General features: G+C 46.9%; 19 protein-coding genes and 1 tRNA gene. 8 read left to right on the top strand and 12 right to left on the bottom strand.

Going from position 1 to position 18996, the window contains the following annotated elements:
- Positions 1 to 78 precede the first annotated feature (78 nt).
- Positions 79 to 1368, bottom strand: coding sequence for a glutamyl-tRNA reductase (gene hemA / locus H5985_RS04260; protein ID WP_205050078.1), 1290 nt, complete (start codon positions 1366 to 1368; stop codon positions 79 to 81).
- Between the two features lie 77 nt (positions 1369 to 1445).
- Here hemA and H5985_RS04255 point away from each other — a divergent pair, with 77 nt between their 5' ends.
- The 5 genes from H5985_RS04255 to panF all read left to right on the top strand — a co-directional run bounded on the left by H5985_RS04255 (position 1446) and on the right by panF (position 5930).
- Entirely contained in the window at positions 1446 to 1961 is a 516-nt protein-coding gene (locus H5985_RS04255) for a hypothetical protein (RefSeq protein ID WP_205050077.1), read from the top strand.
- 148 nt (positions 1962 to 2109) lie between these two features.
- A complete protein-coding gene (locus tag H5985_RS04250; RefSeq protein ID WP_205050076.1) occupies positions 2110 to 3375 on the top strand; it encodes a M20/M25/M40 family metallo-hydrolase in 1266 nt (421 codons plus the stop codon).
- Positions 3376 to 3469: 94 nt separating this feature from the next.
- Positions 3470 to 4189, top strand: coding sequence for a gamma-glutamyl-gamma-aminobutyrate hydrolase family protein (locus tag H5985_RS04245; RefSeq protein ID WP_205050075.1), 720 nt, complete (start codon positions 3470 to 3472; stop codon positions 4187 to 4189).
- Between the two features lie 2 nt (positions 4190 to 4191).
- Complete coding sequence (locus H5985_RS04240; protein WP_205050074.1) at positions 4192 to 4464, top strand: DUF997 family protein; 273 nt, start codon at positions 4192 to 4194, stop codon at positions 4462 to 4464.
- Positions 4461 to 5930, top strand: a complete 1470-nt coding sequence (gene panF / locus H5985_RS04235; protein WP_205050073.1) for a sodium/pantothenate symporter — start codon at positions 4461 to 4463, stop codon at positions 5928 to 5930. Before H5985_RS04240 ends, panF begins: the two co-directional genes overlap by 4 nt.
- A gap of 54 nt (positions 5931 to 5984) precedes the next feature.
- Here panF and H5985_RS04230 read toward each other — a convergent pair whose 3' ends face one another.
- From H5985_RS04230 to H5985_RS04220, 3 genes are all read right to left on the bottom strand, one after another.
- Positions 5985 to 7409, bottom strand: a complete 1425-nt coding sequence (locus H5985_RS04230; protein WP_205050072.1) for an aldehyde dehydrogenase family protein — start codon at positions 7407 to 7409, stop codon at positions 5985 to 5987.
- Positions 7410 to 7530: 121 nt separating this feature from the next.
- Positions 7531 to 9417 (bottom strand): heavy metal translocating P-type ATPase, encoded by a 1887-nt coding sequence (locus H5985_RS04225; protein WP_205050071.1) that lies wholly within the window; start codon positions 9415 to 9417, stop codon positions 7531 to 7533.
- Positions 9418 to 9504: 87 nt separating this feature from the next.
- The gene (locus H5985_RS04220) at positions 9505 to 9723 is read right to left on the bottom strand and encodes a cation transporter (protein ID WP_205050070.1); all 219 of its coding nucleotides are present in this window, start codon (positions 9721 to 9723) and stop codon (positions 9505 to 9507) included.
- A 98-nt stretch (positions 9724 to 9821) separates the two neighbouring features.
- Between H5985_RS04220 and H5985_RS04215 the strand changes: the two genes are divergently transcribed.
- Complete coding sequence (locus H5985_RS04215) at positions 9822 to 10190, top strand: ArsR/SmtB family transcription factor (protein WP_205050069.1); 369 nt, start codon at positions 9822 to 9824, stop codon at positions 10188 to 10190.
- 38 nt (positions 10191 to 10228) lie between these two features.
- Here H5985_RS04215 and H5985_RS04210 read toward each other — a convergent pair.
- The 5 genes from H5985_RS04210 to rpe all read right to left on the bottom strand — a co-directional run bounded on the left by H5985_RS04210 (position 10229) and on the right by rpe (position 13006).
- Positions 10229 to 10304: transfer RNA gene (locus H5985_RS04210), tRNA-Phe, on the bottom strand.
- 107 nt (positions 10305 to 10411) lie between these two features.
- Positions 10412 to 11140, bottom strand: coding sequence for a uracil-DNA glycosylase (locus H5985_RS04205; RefSeq protein WP_205050068.1), 729 nt, complete (start codon positions 11138 to 11140; stop codon positions 10412 to 10414).
- A 10-nt stretch (positions 11141 to 11150) separates the two neighbouring features.
- Positions 11151 to 11555: a lysozyme inhibitor LprI family protein gene (locus tag H5985_RS04200; RefSeq protein WP_205050067.1), complete on the bottom strand. Its 405-nt coding sequence runs from the start codon at positions 11553 to 11555 to the stop codon at positions 11151 to 11153.
- A 1-nt stretch (position 11556) separates the two neighbouring features.
- Entirely contained in the window at positions 11557 to 12249 is a 693-nt protein-coding gene (locus H5985_RS04195) for an HAD-IIIA family hydrolase (protein WP_205050066.1), read from the bottom strand.
- Positions 12242 to 13006 (bottom strand): ribulose-phosphate 3-epimerase, encoded by a 765-nt coding sequence (rpe, locus tag H5985_RS04190; protein WP_205050065.1) that lies wholly within the window; start codon positions 13004 to 13006, stop codon positions 12242 to 12244. Before rpe ends, H5985_RS04195 begins: the two co-directional genes overlap by 8 nt.
- A 102-nt stretch (positions 13007 to 13108) precedes the next feature.
- Here rpe and mltA point away from each other — a divergent pair, with 102 nt between their 5' ends.
- On the top strand, positions 13109 to 14281 hold the full coding sequence (gene mltA, locus H5985_RS04185; RefSeq protein ID WP_205050064.1) for a murein transglycosylase A: 1173 nt from the start codon (positions 13109 to 13111) through the stop codon (positions 14279 to 14281).
- Here the strand turns inward: mltA and H5985_RS04180 are convergent.
- Positions 14278 to 15072, bottom strand: a complete 795-nt coding sequence (locus H5985_RS04180; RefSeq protein WP_205050063.1) for a sulfite exporter TauE/SafE family protein — start codon at positions 15070 to 15072, stop codon at positions 14278 to 14280. The genes mltA and H5985_RS04180 overlap by 4 nt on opposite strands.
- Positions 15073 to 15265: 193 nt before the next feature.
- Positions 15266 to 16057, bottom strand: a complete 792-nt coding sequence (locus H5985_RS04175) for a sulfite exporter TauE/SafE family protein (protein WP_239481608.1) — start codon at positions 16055 to 16057, stop codon at positions 15266 to 15268.
- A 539-nt stretch (positions 16058 to 16596) separates the two neighbouring features.
- On the opposite strand from H5985_RS04175, the gene H5985_RS04170 reads away from it, so the two are divergent.
- Positions 16597 to 17844, top strand: coding sequence for a sodium/glutamate symporter (locus tag H5985_RS04170; protein WP_205050062.1), 1248 nt, complete (start codon positions 16597 to 16599; stop codon positions 17842 to 17844).
- Positions 17845 to 17932: 88 nt separating this feature from the next.
- On the opposite strand, the gene H5985_RS04165 is transcribed toward H5985_RS04170, so the two are convergent.
- Positions 17933 to 18628: a DsbC family protein gene (locus tag H5985_RS04165; RefSeq protein WP_205050061.1), complete on the bottom strand. Its 696-nt coding sequence runs from the start codon at positions 18626 to 18628 to the stop codon at positions 17933 to 17935.
- Positions 18629 to 18996 lie beyond the last annotated feature (368 nt).

The raw sequence follows: 18996 nt of genomic DNA, 5'->3' as shown, positions 1-18996 counted from the left end.
AAAGAATTCAATTCAAATAAAAAGTTTTGCCCAATATTAAGGCAGTACGACAAAAAGAGGCAAAGTGTACGAACGACGCTAACGCTTGCGCTCAAGATAAAAACGTCTGAAGCACGTTTCAAGATGCTGCCGCTCTGTTGTGGACAGATGCTCGGTATCTTTCAGTAAGGCTAAATTGTCATGGATGAGTTTTCGAGTGATGTCATGAGCCATACGATTTAAGGCTTCATCAATATCATCACCGCTTTTAATACTGTGCCGTGCACGTTGAATACAAGAGATTGATAATTCACTTGCACGTTCAATCATTTTTTCGATGGTCGGAACGCTGTCACGCCATTGCAACCAATCGGAAAAATCTTTAACTCGCTGAGCAATAATGCGTCGGCTCTCTTCCACAGCGGCCATTCGTTCCGCTTTGCCGCTTTGTACGACTTTACCCAAGTCGTCGACCGTGTAAACGTACACGTCATCGAGTCGAGAGACTTCTTCTTCCACATCTCGAGGAACAGCCAGGTCGACAATGAATATCGGTTTGTGATGGCGCTCACGAATAGCGCGTTCAATCATGCCTAACCCGATAATTGGGAGGGCACTGGCCGTGCAGGAGACGATGATGTCAAATTCTGCGATATGTTGCGGCAGATCAGCCAGCTTCATGGACTTGGCGTCATAACGGGCAGCCAGTGCTTCTCCTCGATCGAGCGATCGGTTGGCAATAGTCATGGAGTGTGGTGCCTGACCGTTAAAGTGTGCGGCACACAGCTCAATCATTTCTCCGGCACCCACAAAGAGCACATTTAAGTCATGGAGCTCACCAAACAGGCGGTTGGCGAGGCGAACGGCAGCAGCAGACATCGAAACGGTATGAGCGCCGATTTCGGTTGCAGTTCGAACTTCTTTGGCCACCGTAAAGGTTTTTTGAAAAAGGGCGTTAAGCATTAAGCCCAGACTATTGGCTTTTCTTGCGGTTTTTTCTGCCTTTTTCATCTGACCCACAATTTGAGTTTCCCCCAAAACCATGGAATCCAAGCCGCTGGCAACACAGAATGCGTGCTCGACAACTTCAAGGTCTGTGAGTGCATAGGTGTGGGGGGTGAGCTCTGAGAGGGAAAGATTTTTCTCTTCAGCTAAAAAAGCTTCCAGGGCGCCGATGGCTAAATCGGCATCTTCTGCCGCACAGTAAATTTCAGTGCGGTTACATGTTGAAAGAATCAACGCTTCGGTAATACAGCCGGATTCTTCACCGGACAGGCGCGACAAAACCCTGCCGATGGTTTCGGCAGTGTCTTCAGGACCGAATGCCACACGCTCACGGATAGCAAGCGGAGCGGTCGTGTGATTTAAACCCAGAGCCAGTAAGTGCATGAAAAGAAAAAGGGAAAAACTTCCCCTAAAATCCAAACAAAAGCGTAAGTGTATAGCGTAACGATTAAATTTGCCTTATGAATGTACCACTACCGGTTATTCCGACCGATGAAGATAAGATCCAGGCCGCCGTTTGGCGTGCTAAACGCCACGTGGATCGTCAGGCACTGATGAGTGCGGGGGCAACTTTTGTACCGATTCCCGGAGTTGATATGTTGGTTGACGTCTCCGTCATGATCAAAATGATTGACCATATCAATCGGGAGTTCGGTTTAACCCCTGAACAAATCGAGCGATTGCCCAGCCAAAAACGAATCATTGCCTATCAGGCGATCAGTTGGGCGGGGACTGTTTTGGCAGGCAAAGTGATTACCGCTCAGGTTGCGATTTCCGTGCTAAAAACCGTCGGTATTAAGTTGGGAGGCAAGCAAGCAGCCCGTTGGGTACCGGTGGTCGGACAGCTTAGTGCGGCAGCGTTAGGCTATACGGCTTTGCGTTATTTGGGAAGGCAACACATTGAGGATTGTGAAAAGATCGCCCGCGAGGTGATTTTGCGACTCGGTCACTCAGAAACCGAACGCTCTTCTGATTAATTGACAAAATTCCGATCTCCTTAACACACGTAAGTCCTTAAAATATCAGGTAACCGCAAGGCATCATAGGGCCTTGGATGGGTTTATTTTGTCATCTCCTCCAGGAGGAGGGGAAGATGGGTGTTTTTCGTCTATTTAGGAGAAATTTATGGCTAAGGAACTTCCCGCTTTGAGTGAATCTGTATTAGCTCAGGTTCAGAAAGTTGCCAAGTTGGAAAAGGTACAGAAAGCTTTGGAAATTGCCAAGCGAGACGTACAACGCGCAATGGATGAACAGGTCGAATTGTGTGAAATTCCGGCTCCGACTTTCATGGAAGAAAAGCGTGCACGCTCTGTGATGGAACGTATGAAGGCCTACGGCCTCACCGATGTGAAAATGGATGAAATCGGTAACGTCATCGGCGTGCGCAAGGGCACGGTCGAAGGCGGTCCGATTTTGGTCCTTGGTGCTCACATGGACTCCGTGTTCTCGATTGACACGGACGTAAAGGTGAAAAAGGACGGCATTCGCTATTCCGCTCCCGGTATCGGTGACAATTGCTCCGGTTTACGCGCTATTTTGCAAGTTCTCAGAGGCTTGGAAGAGGCCGATATCAAAACCAAGGGTGATATCTGGTTTGTGGGAACAGTAGGCGAAGAAGGCAATGGCGACATTCGCGGATCCAAGCACCTGTGCAATAACAATAAGATCGACGGCTTTATCGCCGTGGATTCGACCGATGTCGGTCGTGTTCTCTACGGTGCTACCGGTTCTCACCGTTGGCGCATCAGCATCGATGGTTTGGGCGGTCACAGCTTTGCCGAATACGGTAAGACTCCGAGTGCGATTCACGCAATGGCCCGTGCCATTCAAAAATTTGCCGACTTGCGTCCTGCCGCGGATCCCAAGACCACTTGGACGGTCGGTACCATCAAAGGCGGCACAACGGTGAACTCCATCGCCGCTCACTGCGAAGTGGAAATCGATATGCGCAGCTTCGACAACAAGTGCCTCTTGGCTTTGGAAGCTGAAATTCTTTCGAAGTTTGATGAGGCCGTTGCCGAAGAAAATGCTTCTTGGACCATTACGGATCCGGAACGTCTCTTGAAGGTAACGAAGACCGCAATCGGTGATCGTCCCGCCGGTACCCGTCCGCATGACTGCCCGGTGCTTCAAGTCGCCCGCAGCGCTCAGAAAGTATTGGGTATTGAGTTGACGCAGTATGTCCGCTCTTCGACCGATGCCAACGCTCCGATGAGCCATGACATTCCGTCAACATGCCTGTGCTCCGGCGGCCATGCCGAAAACGCTCATAATGTGAAGGAATTCTTCGAAATGATCGACACGCACCTCGGTCCGCAGTTAATTACATTGGCTGCTTTGAGCTTGGTCGGCGTGGAAGACGAAGAAGCCTTGTTGCCTAAGAAGGCATAATCTGATTGACTGACAACCGGATAGGTTATCGTTGACTGAACTTCCTTCGGATTTTCGGATCCGGGGGAAGTTGCGTCTTTATGGATAGATAAACATGAGACCATTGATCGGAGTGACTTCTCTTTGGGATGATGTGAAGTCTTGCGGCTGGATGTGGCAAAACTACATGGAGCTTATTTGGGATGCGGGCGGCATGCCCGTGGTACTTCCCCTGAATGCAGCTCCCGAGGCCGTACAAGAAGCGGTTGACCGTTGTGACGGCTTTTTATTTACCGGCGGACAGGATATCGCTCCGAGTTATTTTGACAGTCAATATCCCCAATATTGTCAAAAACCTGCGGTGGCGCGCGACGCGTTGGAATTTGAGCTGTTTGATGCGGCGAGATCAGTGCATCGACCGATCTTCGGTATTTGTCGAGGACTGCAGTTAATCAACGTTGCCATGGGCGGAACGCTTCTTGAGGATATTGCCTATCGGGTTGGCAGCAAAACTGAACATCGCTATGTGACCCCGGGAACCCCTTCCATGCACGAGGTGGATATTTTGGGTGAATCCTATTTATCCAAGGCGTATGACGGGAAAGTTCTGACGGTGAACAGTTTCCACCATCAGGCCATTGATCGTGTAGCACCCTCTTTAAAAGTCATCGCCCGAAGTTCCTCAGACCAAATTGTTGAAGCCGTACAGGGCGAGGGTGAAGATTTTCTTGTTGCGGTGCAGTGGCATCCGGAACGAATTTATCAAGGTCGTCCGGAAAACTTACGATTGGTAGAATTCTTTATCGAAGTTGCAAAGAATCAACACGTTAAATAACCATGAACACTGCCCCTGATCACTACAAAGAAGCCATCAGACAAAGTCATCGGGAGGCTATCTATACCCTTGTGGCGGCTGTTTTTCTTTTTGTCTTTTTCTGGGGTTCAATTTACCTGAGTGCCGACAGTGACGAGTTCTTTTGGGGATTACCTCTTTGGTTTTGGCTCTCATGTGTCGGCGGCTACATATTATCCGTCGTTGTTGTGGCGGTACTGGTGAAATTTTTCACCCGCAATTTCAGCCTGAACCATCAAAAGGACACTGAGCCATGAGTTCTTCGTGGGTAATCTTTGTCCCTCTGTTTGTCTTTCTTATTGTTTTACTCGTTCTTGGGCGAATGGATTCGCAAAAGAATGCGGGAGAGTTTTTAAAAAATTATTTTCTGGGAGACAGAACGCTAAAAGGTTTTGTTCTCGCCATGACTTTGGTGGCCACTTACGGTTCGGTGAGCTCTTTTGTATCCGGGCCGGGTCTGGCGTGGCGCTACGGGCTGGGGTGGGTCGTGTTTGCCGCTCCTCAAATTATTACCGGTTTTCTGGTTTTGGGAGTTTTAGGGAAAAAACTCTCGTTGGTAAGCCGAAGAATTGAAGCGATTACCGTTATCGATGTCATCGTTGAGCGGTTTAAAAGCCCGCTTTTGGGAGCTTTTTTATCCGTAGCGCTGCTTTTTTTCTTTGTGGCCATGATGGTCGGACAATTTATCGGCGGCGCACAGCTTATCTCACAAGCGGCCGATATTTCTTATGTATTCGGTCTTTTATTATTCGGCATTGTCGTGGTGTTTTACACCACCGTGGGTGGGTTTAAAGCGGTAGCGATCACGGATACAGTCTGTGCGATTTTGATGTTAACCGGTATGGGATTGTTAGCCGCTGATATCGTTGCTCAAGCCGGTGGAATGTCGCAGCTGATGCAAACGATTACTCAGCAAGCCGACGCTCAAGAGGCACAAGCCTTTTTTAGTCCGACCTCATCCGGAGCCCTTCCTTGGACATTATTGTTTTCTTCTTGGATCTTGGTGGGGTTTGCAACAGTAGCTTTGCCTCAATCAGCGGTTCGTTGTATGGCTTATCGATCTACGCAGGATTTGCACCTGGCGATGGTGGTGAGCACGGTGGTCTGCGGAGCGCTCATGATCGGTATGACACTGCTTGGTTTTTTGGCAAGAGGCCTCGTTTCTGATGCCCAGGCATTCGGAGGCAATACCGATGCCATGATTCCATACATAATTGCTCACCATATGAATCCATGGGTGGCAGGCATCACGCTTGTAGCACCGATTGCGGCGACCATGTCTACGGTAAGTTCACTTCTTATCGCTGCCTCGTCAGCCATTATCAAAGATTTGATGTTAAGACGTTATACACGTATGCCTGATCGCGCACAGACAGTGAAGCGTTATGCAAAACTCTGTACATTTTTAATCGGCCTGGTTGCGCTAATTTTTGCCGCAGATCCCATAGATATCATCGTTTGGATCAATATGTTTGCGTTCGGTGGCCTTGAGATTGCCTTTCTTTGTCCTTTGGTCGGAGGACTTTTTTGGTCTCGTGCGACCCGGGCCGGGGCTTGGGGATCCGTTTTAATCGGGTTATCGGTTTACGTCTGGGCTTGTTTGGCAAAACCGGATCTGGGCGGTTGGCACATCGTGACACCGGCCATCATGGTTTCTGTTGCTGCTTTTATTGTTTTGAGCCTATTGACGAAACGAGAGGAAAGAAAAGATTTCTTCCCATAGCGAAAAGGCCTTGAAGTCGTGATTGTGACCCCAAGGCCCTGTACTCATGCAGTTCTAAAAGGTACTGTGATCAAAAATGGCTTTGGCCTGAGTAAATTCCAAGAGCCCCGCATAACCACCTTCACGGCCGATTCCGCTTTGTTTGTATCCTCCGAATGGAGCGGTGACATCTCGAGGACCGTCGTTGATGTAAACATTGCCCGCCTTGATGCGTTTAGCCACTGAAATGGCTAACGCCTTATCACCGAATACGGCGGCATTTAACCCGTATGGGGTGTCATTGGCGATGCAGATCGCTTCTTCAATGTCTTTGTAGGTGATGACACAGAGTACCGGTCCGAAAATTTCTTCCCGAGCAATACGCATGGAATTTTTTACATCGGTGAATATGACAGGCTTTACGTAGTAGCCTTTAGAGCAGTCAGACGGAATTTCACCGGCTAACATCCGTGCACCTTCTTCAAATCCCAGTTTTATGTAGGAAGTCACTTTTTCAAACTGTGCCTTGGATGAAAGCGGACCAATCTTAATTTGTGGATCGGTCGGGTCTCCCACCGGATAGTCGGGCAGATGCTTAAGCAGTAACTCTTCGATGAGTTGTTTATCAGCTTCAGGAATAAGCAGGCGGGAGAACGCCGTGCAGGTTTGTCCGCTATTTAAGAAAATCGAATCGAAAAGTTTCCCTACCGCTTTGTCGTAGTCGGCATCAGGGAGCCAAATAAAGGGAGACTTACCGCCCAATTCCAAACTGATCCGTTTAATACTTTCCAGAGCGCGTTGGCTTAATTTGGCGCCAACCTTAGTTGAACCGGTAAAGGAGACCATGTCAACAAGCGGGTGAGAAGTCAAGGCATCGCCCACAGCACTGCCGCGACCGGTGACTAAATTGATAACGCCGGCAGGAAATCCCGCACGATCGAAGGCGTCAACGAGTAGATAAGCTGTCAGAGGTGTATGTTGACTGGGTTTGAGCACAACAGTATTGCCCATCAAGATGGCCGGAATAACTTTTTGTACAACTTGTCCCAATGGGTAATTCCACGGTGTAATGCAAGCAACGACACCGATCGGTTCGCGATAAACACTCGAGGCCTTCAAGCTATATTCCAAAGGCAGCTCTGTCGCACATTCGATATAAGAGCGGGTGCGAGTGTATTGATAGACACAATGCGACTGAACGGAAAAGCTTACCGGAGCGCCCAACTCTTTAACCTCTAGCTCGATGATTTTATCTTTGTAGCTTTCAAAGATTTCGAGCATTTTTTTCATCAGCCCTATGCGTTGTCCGATTTCTGTGGTGCTCCAGGACTCAAAGGCACAGTGAGCGGCTTGCACAGCTGCATCAATATCTTTTTCATTACCCTCAGGCACTCGTGCGAAATGCTCAAGTGTTGCCGGGTTTTCGACTTCAATGAAATGGCCGCTCGAGGAGTCACACCATTGACCGTTGATATAGAGTTTTTCAAAATCGTAAGCCATAAAACCTCCCGATCATGCACTTTCTTTCAGTATAGGACTGAGCAGAGAAAACGGCGCAAAAAAAGGGGGCGTTAGCATTGTCCGACTGGACTTTTGCAACACCCCCGTTCGGAAATATCTCTTAGAGATTTTTGACAAAAAGGGCACGAATGGCGTTTAGAACCGCAAGGATCATCACACCGACGTCAGCGAAAATAGCCATCCACATGTTGGCCAGACCGATGGCGCCCAACAGTAAGCAAAGCACCTTGATGCCGATGGCAAACCAAATATTTTCTTTGACAATCGCCAGGCACTTGCGGGAAATCTTGATACCTTTGGCAATTTTTAAGGGATCATCGTCCATTAAAACCACGTCGGCAGCTTCAATAGCAGCGTCTGACCCCATAGCGCCCATTGCGATACCGATATCGGCTCTGGAAAGAACCGGAGCGTCATTGATGCCGTCACCCACAAAACCCAATTTGCCGCGGGTTTTGTTGTTTTGGATTAAGTCTTCGACGATGCGAACTTTATCGGCCGGTAGCAGTTCACTGTGAACTTCATCAATTCCTAACTCATTGGCGACATGTTCGGCCACCTTTCGGCTATCTCCCGTGAGCATGACGTTTTTTTGAATGCCGGCCTTTTTAATGGCGGCAATGGCAGCTTTGGCATTGGCTTTAATTCGGTCAGCAATAAGGATGTGTCCGTGGTATTCACGATTGATGGCAACGTGAACGATCGTACCTACACTGCGGCAGGCAATTGGCGTGACGCCGACCGTTTTCATCAACTTGTCATTTCCGACCGCGATTTTCAAGTCATCAATTTGAGCAATGACACCTTGACCGCTGATTTCATGAATGTCTCGAATTCGGCTGCGGTTGATCGGTAAACCGTAGGCTTTCTGCAGACTGACACTGATGGGGTGAGAGGAGGCACTCTCGGCCATGGCAGCCAATTCCAAAAGCTTCTTTTCTTCAAGTTTATTGTGGTGTACACCGATGACTTCAAAGACACCTTCGGTGAGTGTGCCGGTTTTATCAAAAACCAATACTTTGGTCTCGGATAACGCTTCCAAGTAGTTTGAGCCTTTGACCAAAATACCTTGATTGCTGGCCCCGCCGATACCGGCAAAGAAACTCAACGGAATACTGATCACTAAAGCGCAGGGGCAGCTGATGACCAGAAAAACGAGAGCACGATAAATCCAATCATTCCATTGGGCATCAGTGTTTAATAAAAAGAGTTGAACTAATGGCGGAATGGTGGCTAAAGCCAATGCACCAAAAAACACAATGGGTGTATAGACTCTGGCAAATCTTGAAATAAACGCCTCGGAACGGGATTTGCGGGAACTCGCATTTTCAACCAATTCCAGGATTTGAGAAACCGTGGATTCGCCGAAAAGCTTAGTGGTACGAATCTTTAAAAGCCCAGACAAATTAATGCAGCCACTGATGATTTCATTGTTAACGCTGACATTGCGAGGCAAACTTTCTCCCGTTAATGCACTGGTGTTCAAAGTGGATTCACCTTCAACCACAACACCATCAATAGGCACTTTCTCACCGGGTTGAACCACAATAACCGAACCGATTTCAATTTCATCGGGATCGACTTGTTCGAGTTTGCCGTCTTTTTCAATGTTGGCGTAATCAGGGCGGATATCCATCAACTGGCTGATGTTTTTGCGACTCCTACCGACAGCGTAGGCTTGAAACCATTCACCGATCTGATAAAACAACATCACCGCGACCGCTTCGGTGTAGTCACCGGTATTGTCATACAGTGCAATGGCAATGGCACCGATGGTGGCAACGGTCATCAGGAGATTTTCATCAAAAATCCGGCCATTGGAAATGCCTTTGGCAGCCTTTAAAAGGATGTCGTAGCCGACAATGAAATAGGGGATTAAAAATAAAACAAGCCGTAAGGGACCGGTGACCGGCGAGAAAGCGACCGCAATCAATAAAACAGACGCGATCAGGATGCGAAAGAGCATCTTTTTTTGTTTGGCCGTCATTTATATTCTCTCAAACGATTAAACAAATGTTTAATTGATAAAGGTAAAAAAGCACCATCTACCTTGATGATGCTTCAAAACCTTAAATTAAAGTTCAATTTCGCAATCGGGTTCGACTTTTTTGCATTCAGCCAACACGGTCTTCATAACAGCTTTGGGATCGGCACCTTCAGCGAAAGTAACGATCATTTTTTGTGTCATGAAATTGACGACTACAGAGGCTACGCCTTCCACTTTAGCAGTCGTTTCTTCCATTAAACGGGCGCAGTTGGCACAATCAACTTCAATGGCGTAACTCTTTTTCATAATAAACTCCTTATTTAATCAATTAAGTAATCTTTTAATTGTTGACAACAATATAATCCTGATGGAAAATATTGTCAAGATTAAACGGTTATTTAATTATGAATCAAGAATTTTCATTTCCTCACCGCCATGCCAATCATCATGATGAGGCCTTTGCGGCATTACCTCAAACAGCTAATTTTGAAATGGTTGCCAGTACATTCAAACAACTTAGTGATCCGGTTCGCTGCCGTATTTTTTTGCTTTTGTGCCACTCAGAAGAATGTGTCATCAATATTGCAGCATTTATGAATATGAGCAGTCCGGCAGTGGCCCACCACTTGAAATTATTAAAAGTCAGTGGATTGGTGCAGACACGCCGAGAAGGCAAGGAAGTGTTTTATCGTGCGGCTCAGTCGAATCTGGCGCAGGAATTGCACCGCATGATTGAGAAAGTAATGAACTTGTCTTGCTGCAACGAGAAATAAAAAATCCCATTGAGCTTAATGCTTAATGGGACAATTTATGGTGGCTGGGGACGGGATCGAACCGCCCACACGCGGATTTTCAATCCGCTGCTCTACCAACTGAGCTACCCAGCCGCCGTAAGAGACACGCATTTTATCCGAAAAAAATATGCTTTGCAAGTTTGGAACGGAAAATTTTTGTCGCTTTCCTGTGAAATGGGTTATAGAGCCTCCAAACATCATTAAAAATTCAAAGATTGCTGTGCCGGTTCGGACAAAGAAAACTGGGCCCAATCAATAGGTTGTTCCCGATGTTCACAAAGCCATTGGTTGGCTTTTGAGAAGTGTCCGCAACCAATAAAGGGAACAGGGGGCCTTAACGCGGATAAGGGAGAAGGGTGGTTCGCCTTCAAAATCAAATGGTTGTTCCCAACGGATTGAATCAGCTTTTCCTTTGTTTGAGCGTAGTTCCCCCAAAGCATGAAAACTTTGGGAGTCGGATCTTCGGCTACTGCGCTCAAAATGGAGTCGGTGAGTACCTCCCATCCCTTTTTTGCATGGCTGGCCGGTTTCCCATCCTCTACGGTCAGCACTGCGTTTAATAGTAAAACGCCCTGCTTAGCCCATCCGGAAAGCTCTCCGCTTGAGGGAGGCACAATGGATAAATCTCGAGCCAACTCTTTGTGAATATTTTTTAAGCTCGGGGGAATTTTGCAAGATGGGGCAACATGAAATGCCAAACCTTGTGCTTGACCGGGACCATGGTAGGGGTCTTGGCCGACAATGACCACTCGGGTTTGTGCCAGAGATGTCAGCTCCAATGCCAGGAAGGGTCTTGGAGGATAAATCACTGCACCGTAGCTAAAACGTGTTTGCAGAAATTCTTTAAGGGAACAACCGACTGAGCTTTTAAAAAAGACCGAGAGCAAGGGCTCCCAGTCTTTTTGAACTGAAGAATAGTCTAAGTACATTTGTGTTCAATTATTGGGCACCAAGATGCGATTCGATAGCCCCCATGCGCACATGCAATAAATTAATCTGGCAGGCAAGATTGGCGGCACCGGATCCTGTTCCGCCTCCCATCATTCTCTCTTCAAATCGGCACTGTTCGCTCACGTAGCGGTCAAAAGCAGTGTTGGCTTTTTCTAATGCAGGCAGAGCTTCGTTTCTGCCGGTTACCCGATCGAGTTCACCGGCTTGCTGCGTTAACTTTTCCATCGCTTCACGGTATTCGTCCCGAGACTGTTGTAATTCTTTTTTCAGACACTCGCGAACAGCCGACGTAGTCGTTGCGGATTTGTAGCACTGCTCGATACTGTCTTGCGCATAAGACACACAAGGCAGACTCAGAGCAAAGAGGGAACTGAGCAAGAGAAGTTTTTTCATTTTAATTCCTTCGTTCAGTGGCAATGAGGAAGTCGGACAGCTCTATCATAGTATCAAAAACGAGATCACTCGGTGCATTCGCTTTTGCCCATTCATCGATAGCAATGCCTTCGTTATAACCTGTTTTTAATAAAAGTGCAGGAATCCCTGCATTTTTTGCTGCTAAAGAATCGTTCATGGAGTCGCCGATCATGACACAACTTTGCAAAGACAATCCCATTCTATGGGCCGCTTCAGCAAGCATTTGCGGGTGCGGTTTTACGTTAGGAGTGTCTCCCGCACCGACGATTGTTTCAAAATATCCGATTAAATGAAATTGGGCGACAAGGCGCCTGGCAATCGCAGCCGGTTTATTGGTCACGATAGCCATTTTATAGCCATGTTTTTGCAGTCTCTGTAATGCCGACGGCACGCCCGGTAACTGTTTAGTCCGAGTGCCTTCTGCCAACTTCATTTCTTTCAAATAACGGGGAAGAACTTCATCAATAAGTGATTCATCAGGTTGCTGCCCCAGAACTTTTTCAAGGGCGCGTGCAACTAAAACTCGAGCGCCTTTCCCGATGAAAAGACAGACATCCGATCTTGTGATCGGAGGCAATTGCCTTGATGCAAGCGTCCTGTTGATGGCGACAGTTAAATCGTCAACGGAATCGAGTAAAGTCCCGTCTAAATCGAATAAAAGAGCTTTAGCCACGATCTCTATTCATCTCCCTGAATTCTTTGCGACGAACAATTTCTACGTCATGATCAATCGCTTCTCGCATTTGAGCGATGACTTCTTTGTAGCCTGAAGGTGTCTTCTTTCCGAAAATGGCACTGCCTGCAACAAAAGTATCCGCTCCGGCAGCAGCTAAAGCGCCGATATTTTCAACTTTGACGCCTCCGTCGATTTCTAAGAACACTTGGTGTCCGGTTGCTTGAGTGTGGCGGTCAATAATGTTGCGTGCAGCGACGATCTTATTCATGACAGAAGGAATAAAAGACTGTCCGCCGAACCCGGGGTTAACGCTCATTAAGAGAATCAGGTCCACTTTATCGAGGACATACTCTAAGTAATTCAACGGCGTGGAAGGATTGAAAACCAAGCCGGCCTTGCAACCGCAGTCGTGAATCAAAGACAAGGTTCGATCAATGTGGCGCGAAGCTTCGCAGTGAAACGTAATGTAATCGGCGCCAGCCTTGGCAAACATAGGGATAATGCTGTCAACGGGTTCTACCATTAAATGCACGTCAATGGGAACCTGCACGTGCGGGCGGATCGCTTCGCATACCAAAGGACCAACGGTGAGATTGGGAACATAGTGATTGTCCATCACGTCAAAGTGAATCCAATCGGCTCCAGCCTCAACGACATTTCGAACTTCTTCGCCGAGTCTGGCGAAGTCGGCAGACAGAATGGACGGAGCAATGCGGCATTGAGACGAGGGTTTTGGGCGACCGAAAATAGACATAGCAGTATCCCGAGATGAAATAAAGATGCTCCAATTGTAACTGAGCACCAAACAATAAAGCGCTATTTTGTACAATGACCGAGTCATTTTTGGGAAATAATTATGCGAATAAGTCGAATTTGTGCTTTAGTGGGGATGGCAGCAATTGTGGCTGCTTGTACGACAACCCCGCCGGAAAAACCGGTTAAGCCCGGTGAAATGAAACTGACTTTCAAGCAGATCGAATACGCTCAGTTACCGCCGATGCCTGAAGAAAATTGGCAGCCGGCTCTGGTCGCTTTTAAAGAGTCATGTAAGAAAATGATGACCAAGCCCGGTTGGGAGGACGTTTGCGCTAAAGCTCAAAATATACCCCTTGCTCAGGCAAGAACTTTCTTTGCTGCTTATTTCACCCCCTATCAGGCCATTGCGCAAAGTGCAGATCAAAAAGGTCAGGTCACAGAAACCTATACGGGCAAAATGACCGGATACTACGAACCTATTCTGTATGGCAGCAGGACGAAAAAGGCTCCCTATATTTATCCGCTGCATACGATGCCGTCGGACCTGATTACCGTAGATCTTGAAGAGTTGTATCCGCAGCTTAAAGGTTTGAGATTGAGAGGACAAGTGCAGGGAAATCGCCTGGTACCCTACAATTCTCGTGCCGAAATGACCAAACGTAATCTGGATAAATACGCAATTGCTTGGGTCGAAGATCCGGTAGCGGCTTTTTTCCTTCAGATTCAGGGATCGGGTCGTATTGTTTTACCCGACGGAAGCTATATGCGAGTGGGTTACGGTGATGTTAACGGTCATCCGTACCGCGGTATCGGGAATTATCTGGTTCGTCAGGGGTATCTAAAGAGCCACGAATTGTCGATGCAAAGTATTCAGGCTTGGGCTCGAAAAAATCCGAAGAAAGTTCAAAGCGTTTTAAATCAAAATCCCAGTTATGTCTTTTTTGTGGAACGCAAAGATCAGGATCCGAGACAAGGCCCTATTGGTGCTCAAGGAGTTCCTTTGACAGATTTAGGTTCCGTAGCAGTGGATAGGCGCTTTTATCAGTTGGGATGGCCTATTGTGGTCGATGTTGAGCAAACAAATCCTGACATGAAGTTTACTCGAGCGGTTGTGGCTCAGGATACCGGAGGTGCCATCCGAGGCCCAATTCGTTTTGATTTTTATTGGGGAAGCGGTGATGACGCTGCATTGAGTGCAGGCAGACAAAACAGTCAGGTAAAGGCCTGGGTGTTGCTGCCTAATGGGATGCAACCGCCAAGCCGACCCGATTAAAAAATACCGCGATAAATAAATTGACCGCCCAGTACGAACATCACGCAGGATAAAAGCACGATGATGATACGCGGGCGGCTTCTCTTAGAAAGAAGAGCACCGATCTGAGCACCGACCATGGCTCCGCACCCAACTGCAATAGCAGGAATCCAGACGATGTGGTTGAGAGCTGCGTGGCCGATCACGCCGACCGCAGAACTGATCATAAGGATGAAGGTGGAGGTAGCGACCGCAATGTGAGCAGGAAAGCCGAGGATGAAAACCATCATCGGTACATGGATCACACCGCCCCCGATGCCAAGAATGGACGATAGGAAACCGACGATGAAAGAAAGTGCAACGCCCAACACAACGTTGAACTGAGCGGTTTGAACCGAGAAATTAGCAGCGGAGATATTGACTTTTTTAGAGCGGGATTTGCTGTACATGATGATGGAGAGGATGCACAGCGCAGTACCGAAAATCAAAGAAAAACTTGCACCGGTGAAAAAGTCTGTTATATAGCTGCCCATGAAGGCACCGGGAACTGTTGCCAGTGCAAAGGGGATGCCGGCTCGAAACATGACTTTATGCTGTCTGATGTAAGCCCATGTGCCGGACAGAGCATTCAGTAGAACCCCAAATAAACTGGTGCCGATAACCTGCTGAACATTTTCAAATGTCGAGCCGTTAGGAACCATCATGGTCAACATAAAAAGCGGCACCATAATCATGCCGCCACCGATACCGACAAGCGCCCCGAAAGCACCCACACCTATACCTACAGCGAAGAGTTCAAGAAATTCGATCATGACAGCAAATAGAAAAACGCTTTAGCGAAAGTAATCGCTAAGTGCAATAGGTTAATACGACATAGGCCAGTATATTACTTCGGTCTACCCTGAGGCCAACTTCACATAGGTTGTTAGATGTAGAAAAGTGGCAGCTGCCCTAACAAGAGAAAATCAGTCAAACAAAAATAACTGTTAAGACAGCTCACCGGAATCAGAAACCGCGCAGCACAAGGTTAATACCCATCAGAACCATTGTGACCGAGAGGATGATCACAAGAACCCTGGGCTTACTCTTCTTTGCAATACGCGCTCCAATCTGAGCGCCGATCACACAACCGCAGCCGATACAAACCGCAGGCACCCAAATAACATGTCCCATCGTCGCATGGCTGATGGTTCCGACAAGAGAACTCACCATCAGAATAAAGGTGGAAGATGCTGTAGCGATTTGAGCAGGAAAACCAAGAATAAAGACCATCATCGGCACATCAATGATGCCACCGCCGATTCCAAAAATCGTCGATATGAAGCCGACACCAAAAGTTAAAATCACACCGAGCCAAAGATTGAAATCAGCCGTAGCCGGATCAAAGTCTTCAGGACGTGCCGTTGCACGCTTGGAATTGGACTTCCAATACATAAAACAACCGAGAACAGCCAGCAGGCACCCGAAAGCTATAGAAAAACTTGCACCGGTAAAGTACTTGGAAACAAAACTGCCGCAGAAAGCCCCGGGTATAGTACTGAGTGCAAAGGGAATCGCGGCGCGAAACATGATTCGTCGTTGCTTCATATAGGCGTAAGCGCCGGAGACCGCATTACAAGTCACGGCAAAAAGACTTGTACCGACAATTTGCTGAACCGTACTGAATGTTGCCGAGCCATCAGGGTTATACATGGTGTACATAAAGAGCGGAACAAGAATCAGGCCTCCGCCAAGTCCTATCAATGTTCCGAACGTACCGACACAAATACCGACAATCAGAAAGAAGATAAATTCCATGATGCAGACCAATCAAAGTTTCCTTGTATGATATCCCTGCAACAATCTTGTTTGTCAAAGAGAAACCACACCGACAGATCTATGGCTTGAATGCGAAATCAAAAGTCGTCTAGAAATATCCACTTCTGTTCAAAATGGGATTTGGCAAACAAGTCCATAGCTTCCAACGGGAAAAGACCACGATTTTTCTTAAAGTTTTTGCGTCAACAGAAAACAGTAGAAGCAATCATGAGCCAAAGATTGCGCTTTGTCTTTAGGTATTTTCCTGGGACCATTAATCTTGAGCTAAAGGCGTTGTTAAATTGCGTACTTATGACGGAGGTTGTCAGTGCAACAGTTAAGTTGAGTGCTAAAAGTCAAACATGATAAAAATCAGCACAAATGTTTAAGCGTATTACCTCATAGTTTTAGAAAATAACTCAGTTCTTTTCAGTTTTGTTAGGTAGAACCTCTCAATTCTCCGCTTCTCATCCCAACCTTATCGCTTTATCGTCATAAATCAAAGATTCTCCGTTGGATTTTCAAAAAAGGAGATTGATATGGATTTAGCGTTAGAAAACGGTATTTGGGTACTCAATATCAATATGATCCAAAGCCTGGCTTTGGCCGTGGTCACTTACTATTTGGGTGTTTGGGTAAAGTCCAAAGTTGCCATTTTGGAGCGTCTTTCTATGCCAAGCCCGGTAGTTGGAGGCATGATTTTGGCGATTATTCTGTCGCTTCTGCAGGGACTAGGCATCCTGTTGGTTCACTTTGATTCGACTTTGCAAACACTGCTTATGCTGGCTTTCTTTACCACGATCGGCATGATGGCTAGCATTAAAGTAGTCAAGCAAGGAGGAAGACTCTTGGTTGGTTTTTTGATAGCTGTATCCGTTTTGGCGGTCTTACAAAACGTTCTCGGGATGTCTTTGGCCTCATTTATGGGATTGGACAAACACTACGGGATTCTTACCGGTGCGGTATCCATGATGGGCGGATTGGGAACGTCTGCAGCTTTTGGCCCTTATTTTGAGCAAACCTACGGTATTACGGGTGCAACGGCTGTTGCTATTACATCAGCAACCTTTGGGATGGCGGCCGCTTTGATTTTGGGCGGTCCGTTTGGAGAATGGCTCATTCGTCGCTATAAGATTCACACGCCCCAACCGGTTGCCGAACCAGAGCCGCCTCTTCATATTCCGAGTGATCTTGAAGCGGATATCGTAGACGAAAAGGCCGGTCAAAAACCTTCATTTACAGACGAGTTGATGAAAGCGGGCGGTGTGGTGGCCATTTGTATGGCTCTGGGCGGTATTGTTTCGGACTACCTTGGAGAAATCATTACGTTACCCGCCTACATCGGTTCGATGATTGTGGCGGCAATTGTGCGAAATATCATCGACTGCACGAAGTCCGTGCGCATCGACGGAGTCGGATTAAATGCTGTCGCAGATATCAGTTTGGTACTGTTTGTAACGATGGCTGTCAATAGTTTGAAATTGGCCGAGCTTGTCAATCTGGCTATTCCGATGCTCGTGATTTTGTTGGCTCAGGCAGTACTGGTATTGGTGTTCTCATGGTTTTTTATTTTCCTGCTTTTCGGCAAGAACTACGACACGGTGATGTTGAGCGTAGGCGGAATTGGTTTTTCTATGGGATCGACAGCAAACGGATTAGCAGTCATGCAGGCGTTGGCTGAAAAATACGGCTCAAATGCACGCGCATGGTTGATTGTGAGTTTGGTTGGTGCATTCTTGATTGACTTGATCAATGCGGTGATCATCACTTACATGGGAACTCTTTGACCGGTGAAGCTCGTATAAGCAAAAAAAAAGAAGGCGCTGATTAAAGCAGCAACAGCCAACTTTATCAGCGCCCGTTTTTTGATAAGAATTACTTGAGTCGCTGCTCAATTTCTTCAAGACTGACTGCACCTTCCAATCGGTAACCGTCGTCAAAATACATAGTCGGTAATCCTTCAAGTCCAAATCGGTTAAAAAGGATCATATTTTTGTTACCGTTTTCAGGCTTACAGTTTTTAGGCAGTTGAGGAGGTTCTTTTTGGTTGATCATCCAATCTTCCCAAGCCTTTTCAGGATTCGGTGCACAAAGGATGCGATCAACCATAGCTGCGGAGTTCATCAAGGGGGTCACAAATGTATAGATTGTGACGTTATCGAGCTCTTTGAGTGTGTGTTCAAGTTTTTGGCAAAAACTGCAGTAGGGATCGGCAAAGAGATAAAGATTACGCTCGCCTTTGCCGTGTACGGTTTTTAGTGCTTGATTGAGAGGTAGTCCCTTAATGTCAATTCGCGATAAATCGTCAAGACGAGCTTGCGTCAGATCTTTTTGGTTGGCAATGTCATAAATGTGACCGGCAAAAAGGAATTTAACATCCTTATCAACATAGAGCAGATTTCGATCAGCGACGACTTCATATAATCCCATTGGCAATCGCTTGGCGGTTGTAGCTTCAATGTTCATTTTCTGTTTGACAAGAGCCTTAACCCGGTCCGTGTCGGAGGGGGCAGCGAATGCCACTGAGGCAATGGCGAGAAGAAGAGGTGTAATTAAGAGATTCTTTTTCATAACAGATGAGACCTAACTGCTGAAAGTAAAACTCCTGAAATGATAGAGTAGAGAGGAATTTTGAGGGAGAAAAACTTGTAAGAAAAATTTTGAGGAAAAAGTTTGACATCTCCAAAAAAAGTCTGCATAATACGCATCCTTGTCGCCGCGAGGCGATGTCAAGTGAAAAAAGAAAATAAAAAATATTTTCGAAAAGACTTGACAAGACGAATTTGAGTCTTATAATTCTCAAACTCGTCAGCTCGAAAGAGCAACGAAATGTTCTTTAAAAATTGATCAACGAACCGATAAGCGTGAGTATCCGGTTGATGCGAAGATGACTCAAGAAGCTTCGGCTTCTAGAAAACTTTGAAAACTGGGTACTCAAG

The organism is Parasutterella secunda, assembly GCF_016901835.1.
Classification (GTDB): Bacteria; Pseudomonadota; Gammaproteobacteria; order Burkholderiales; family Burkholderiaceae_F; genus Aphodousia; species Aphodousia faecavium.
The sequence above is the reverse complement of the archived record's forward strand: the minus strand, read 5'-3'. Positions and strand labels throughout refer to the sequence as shown.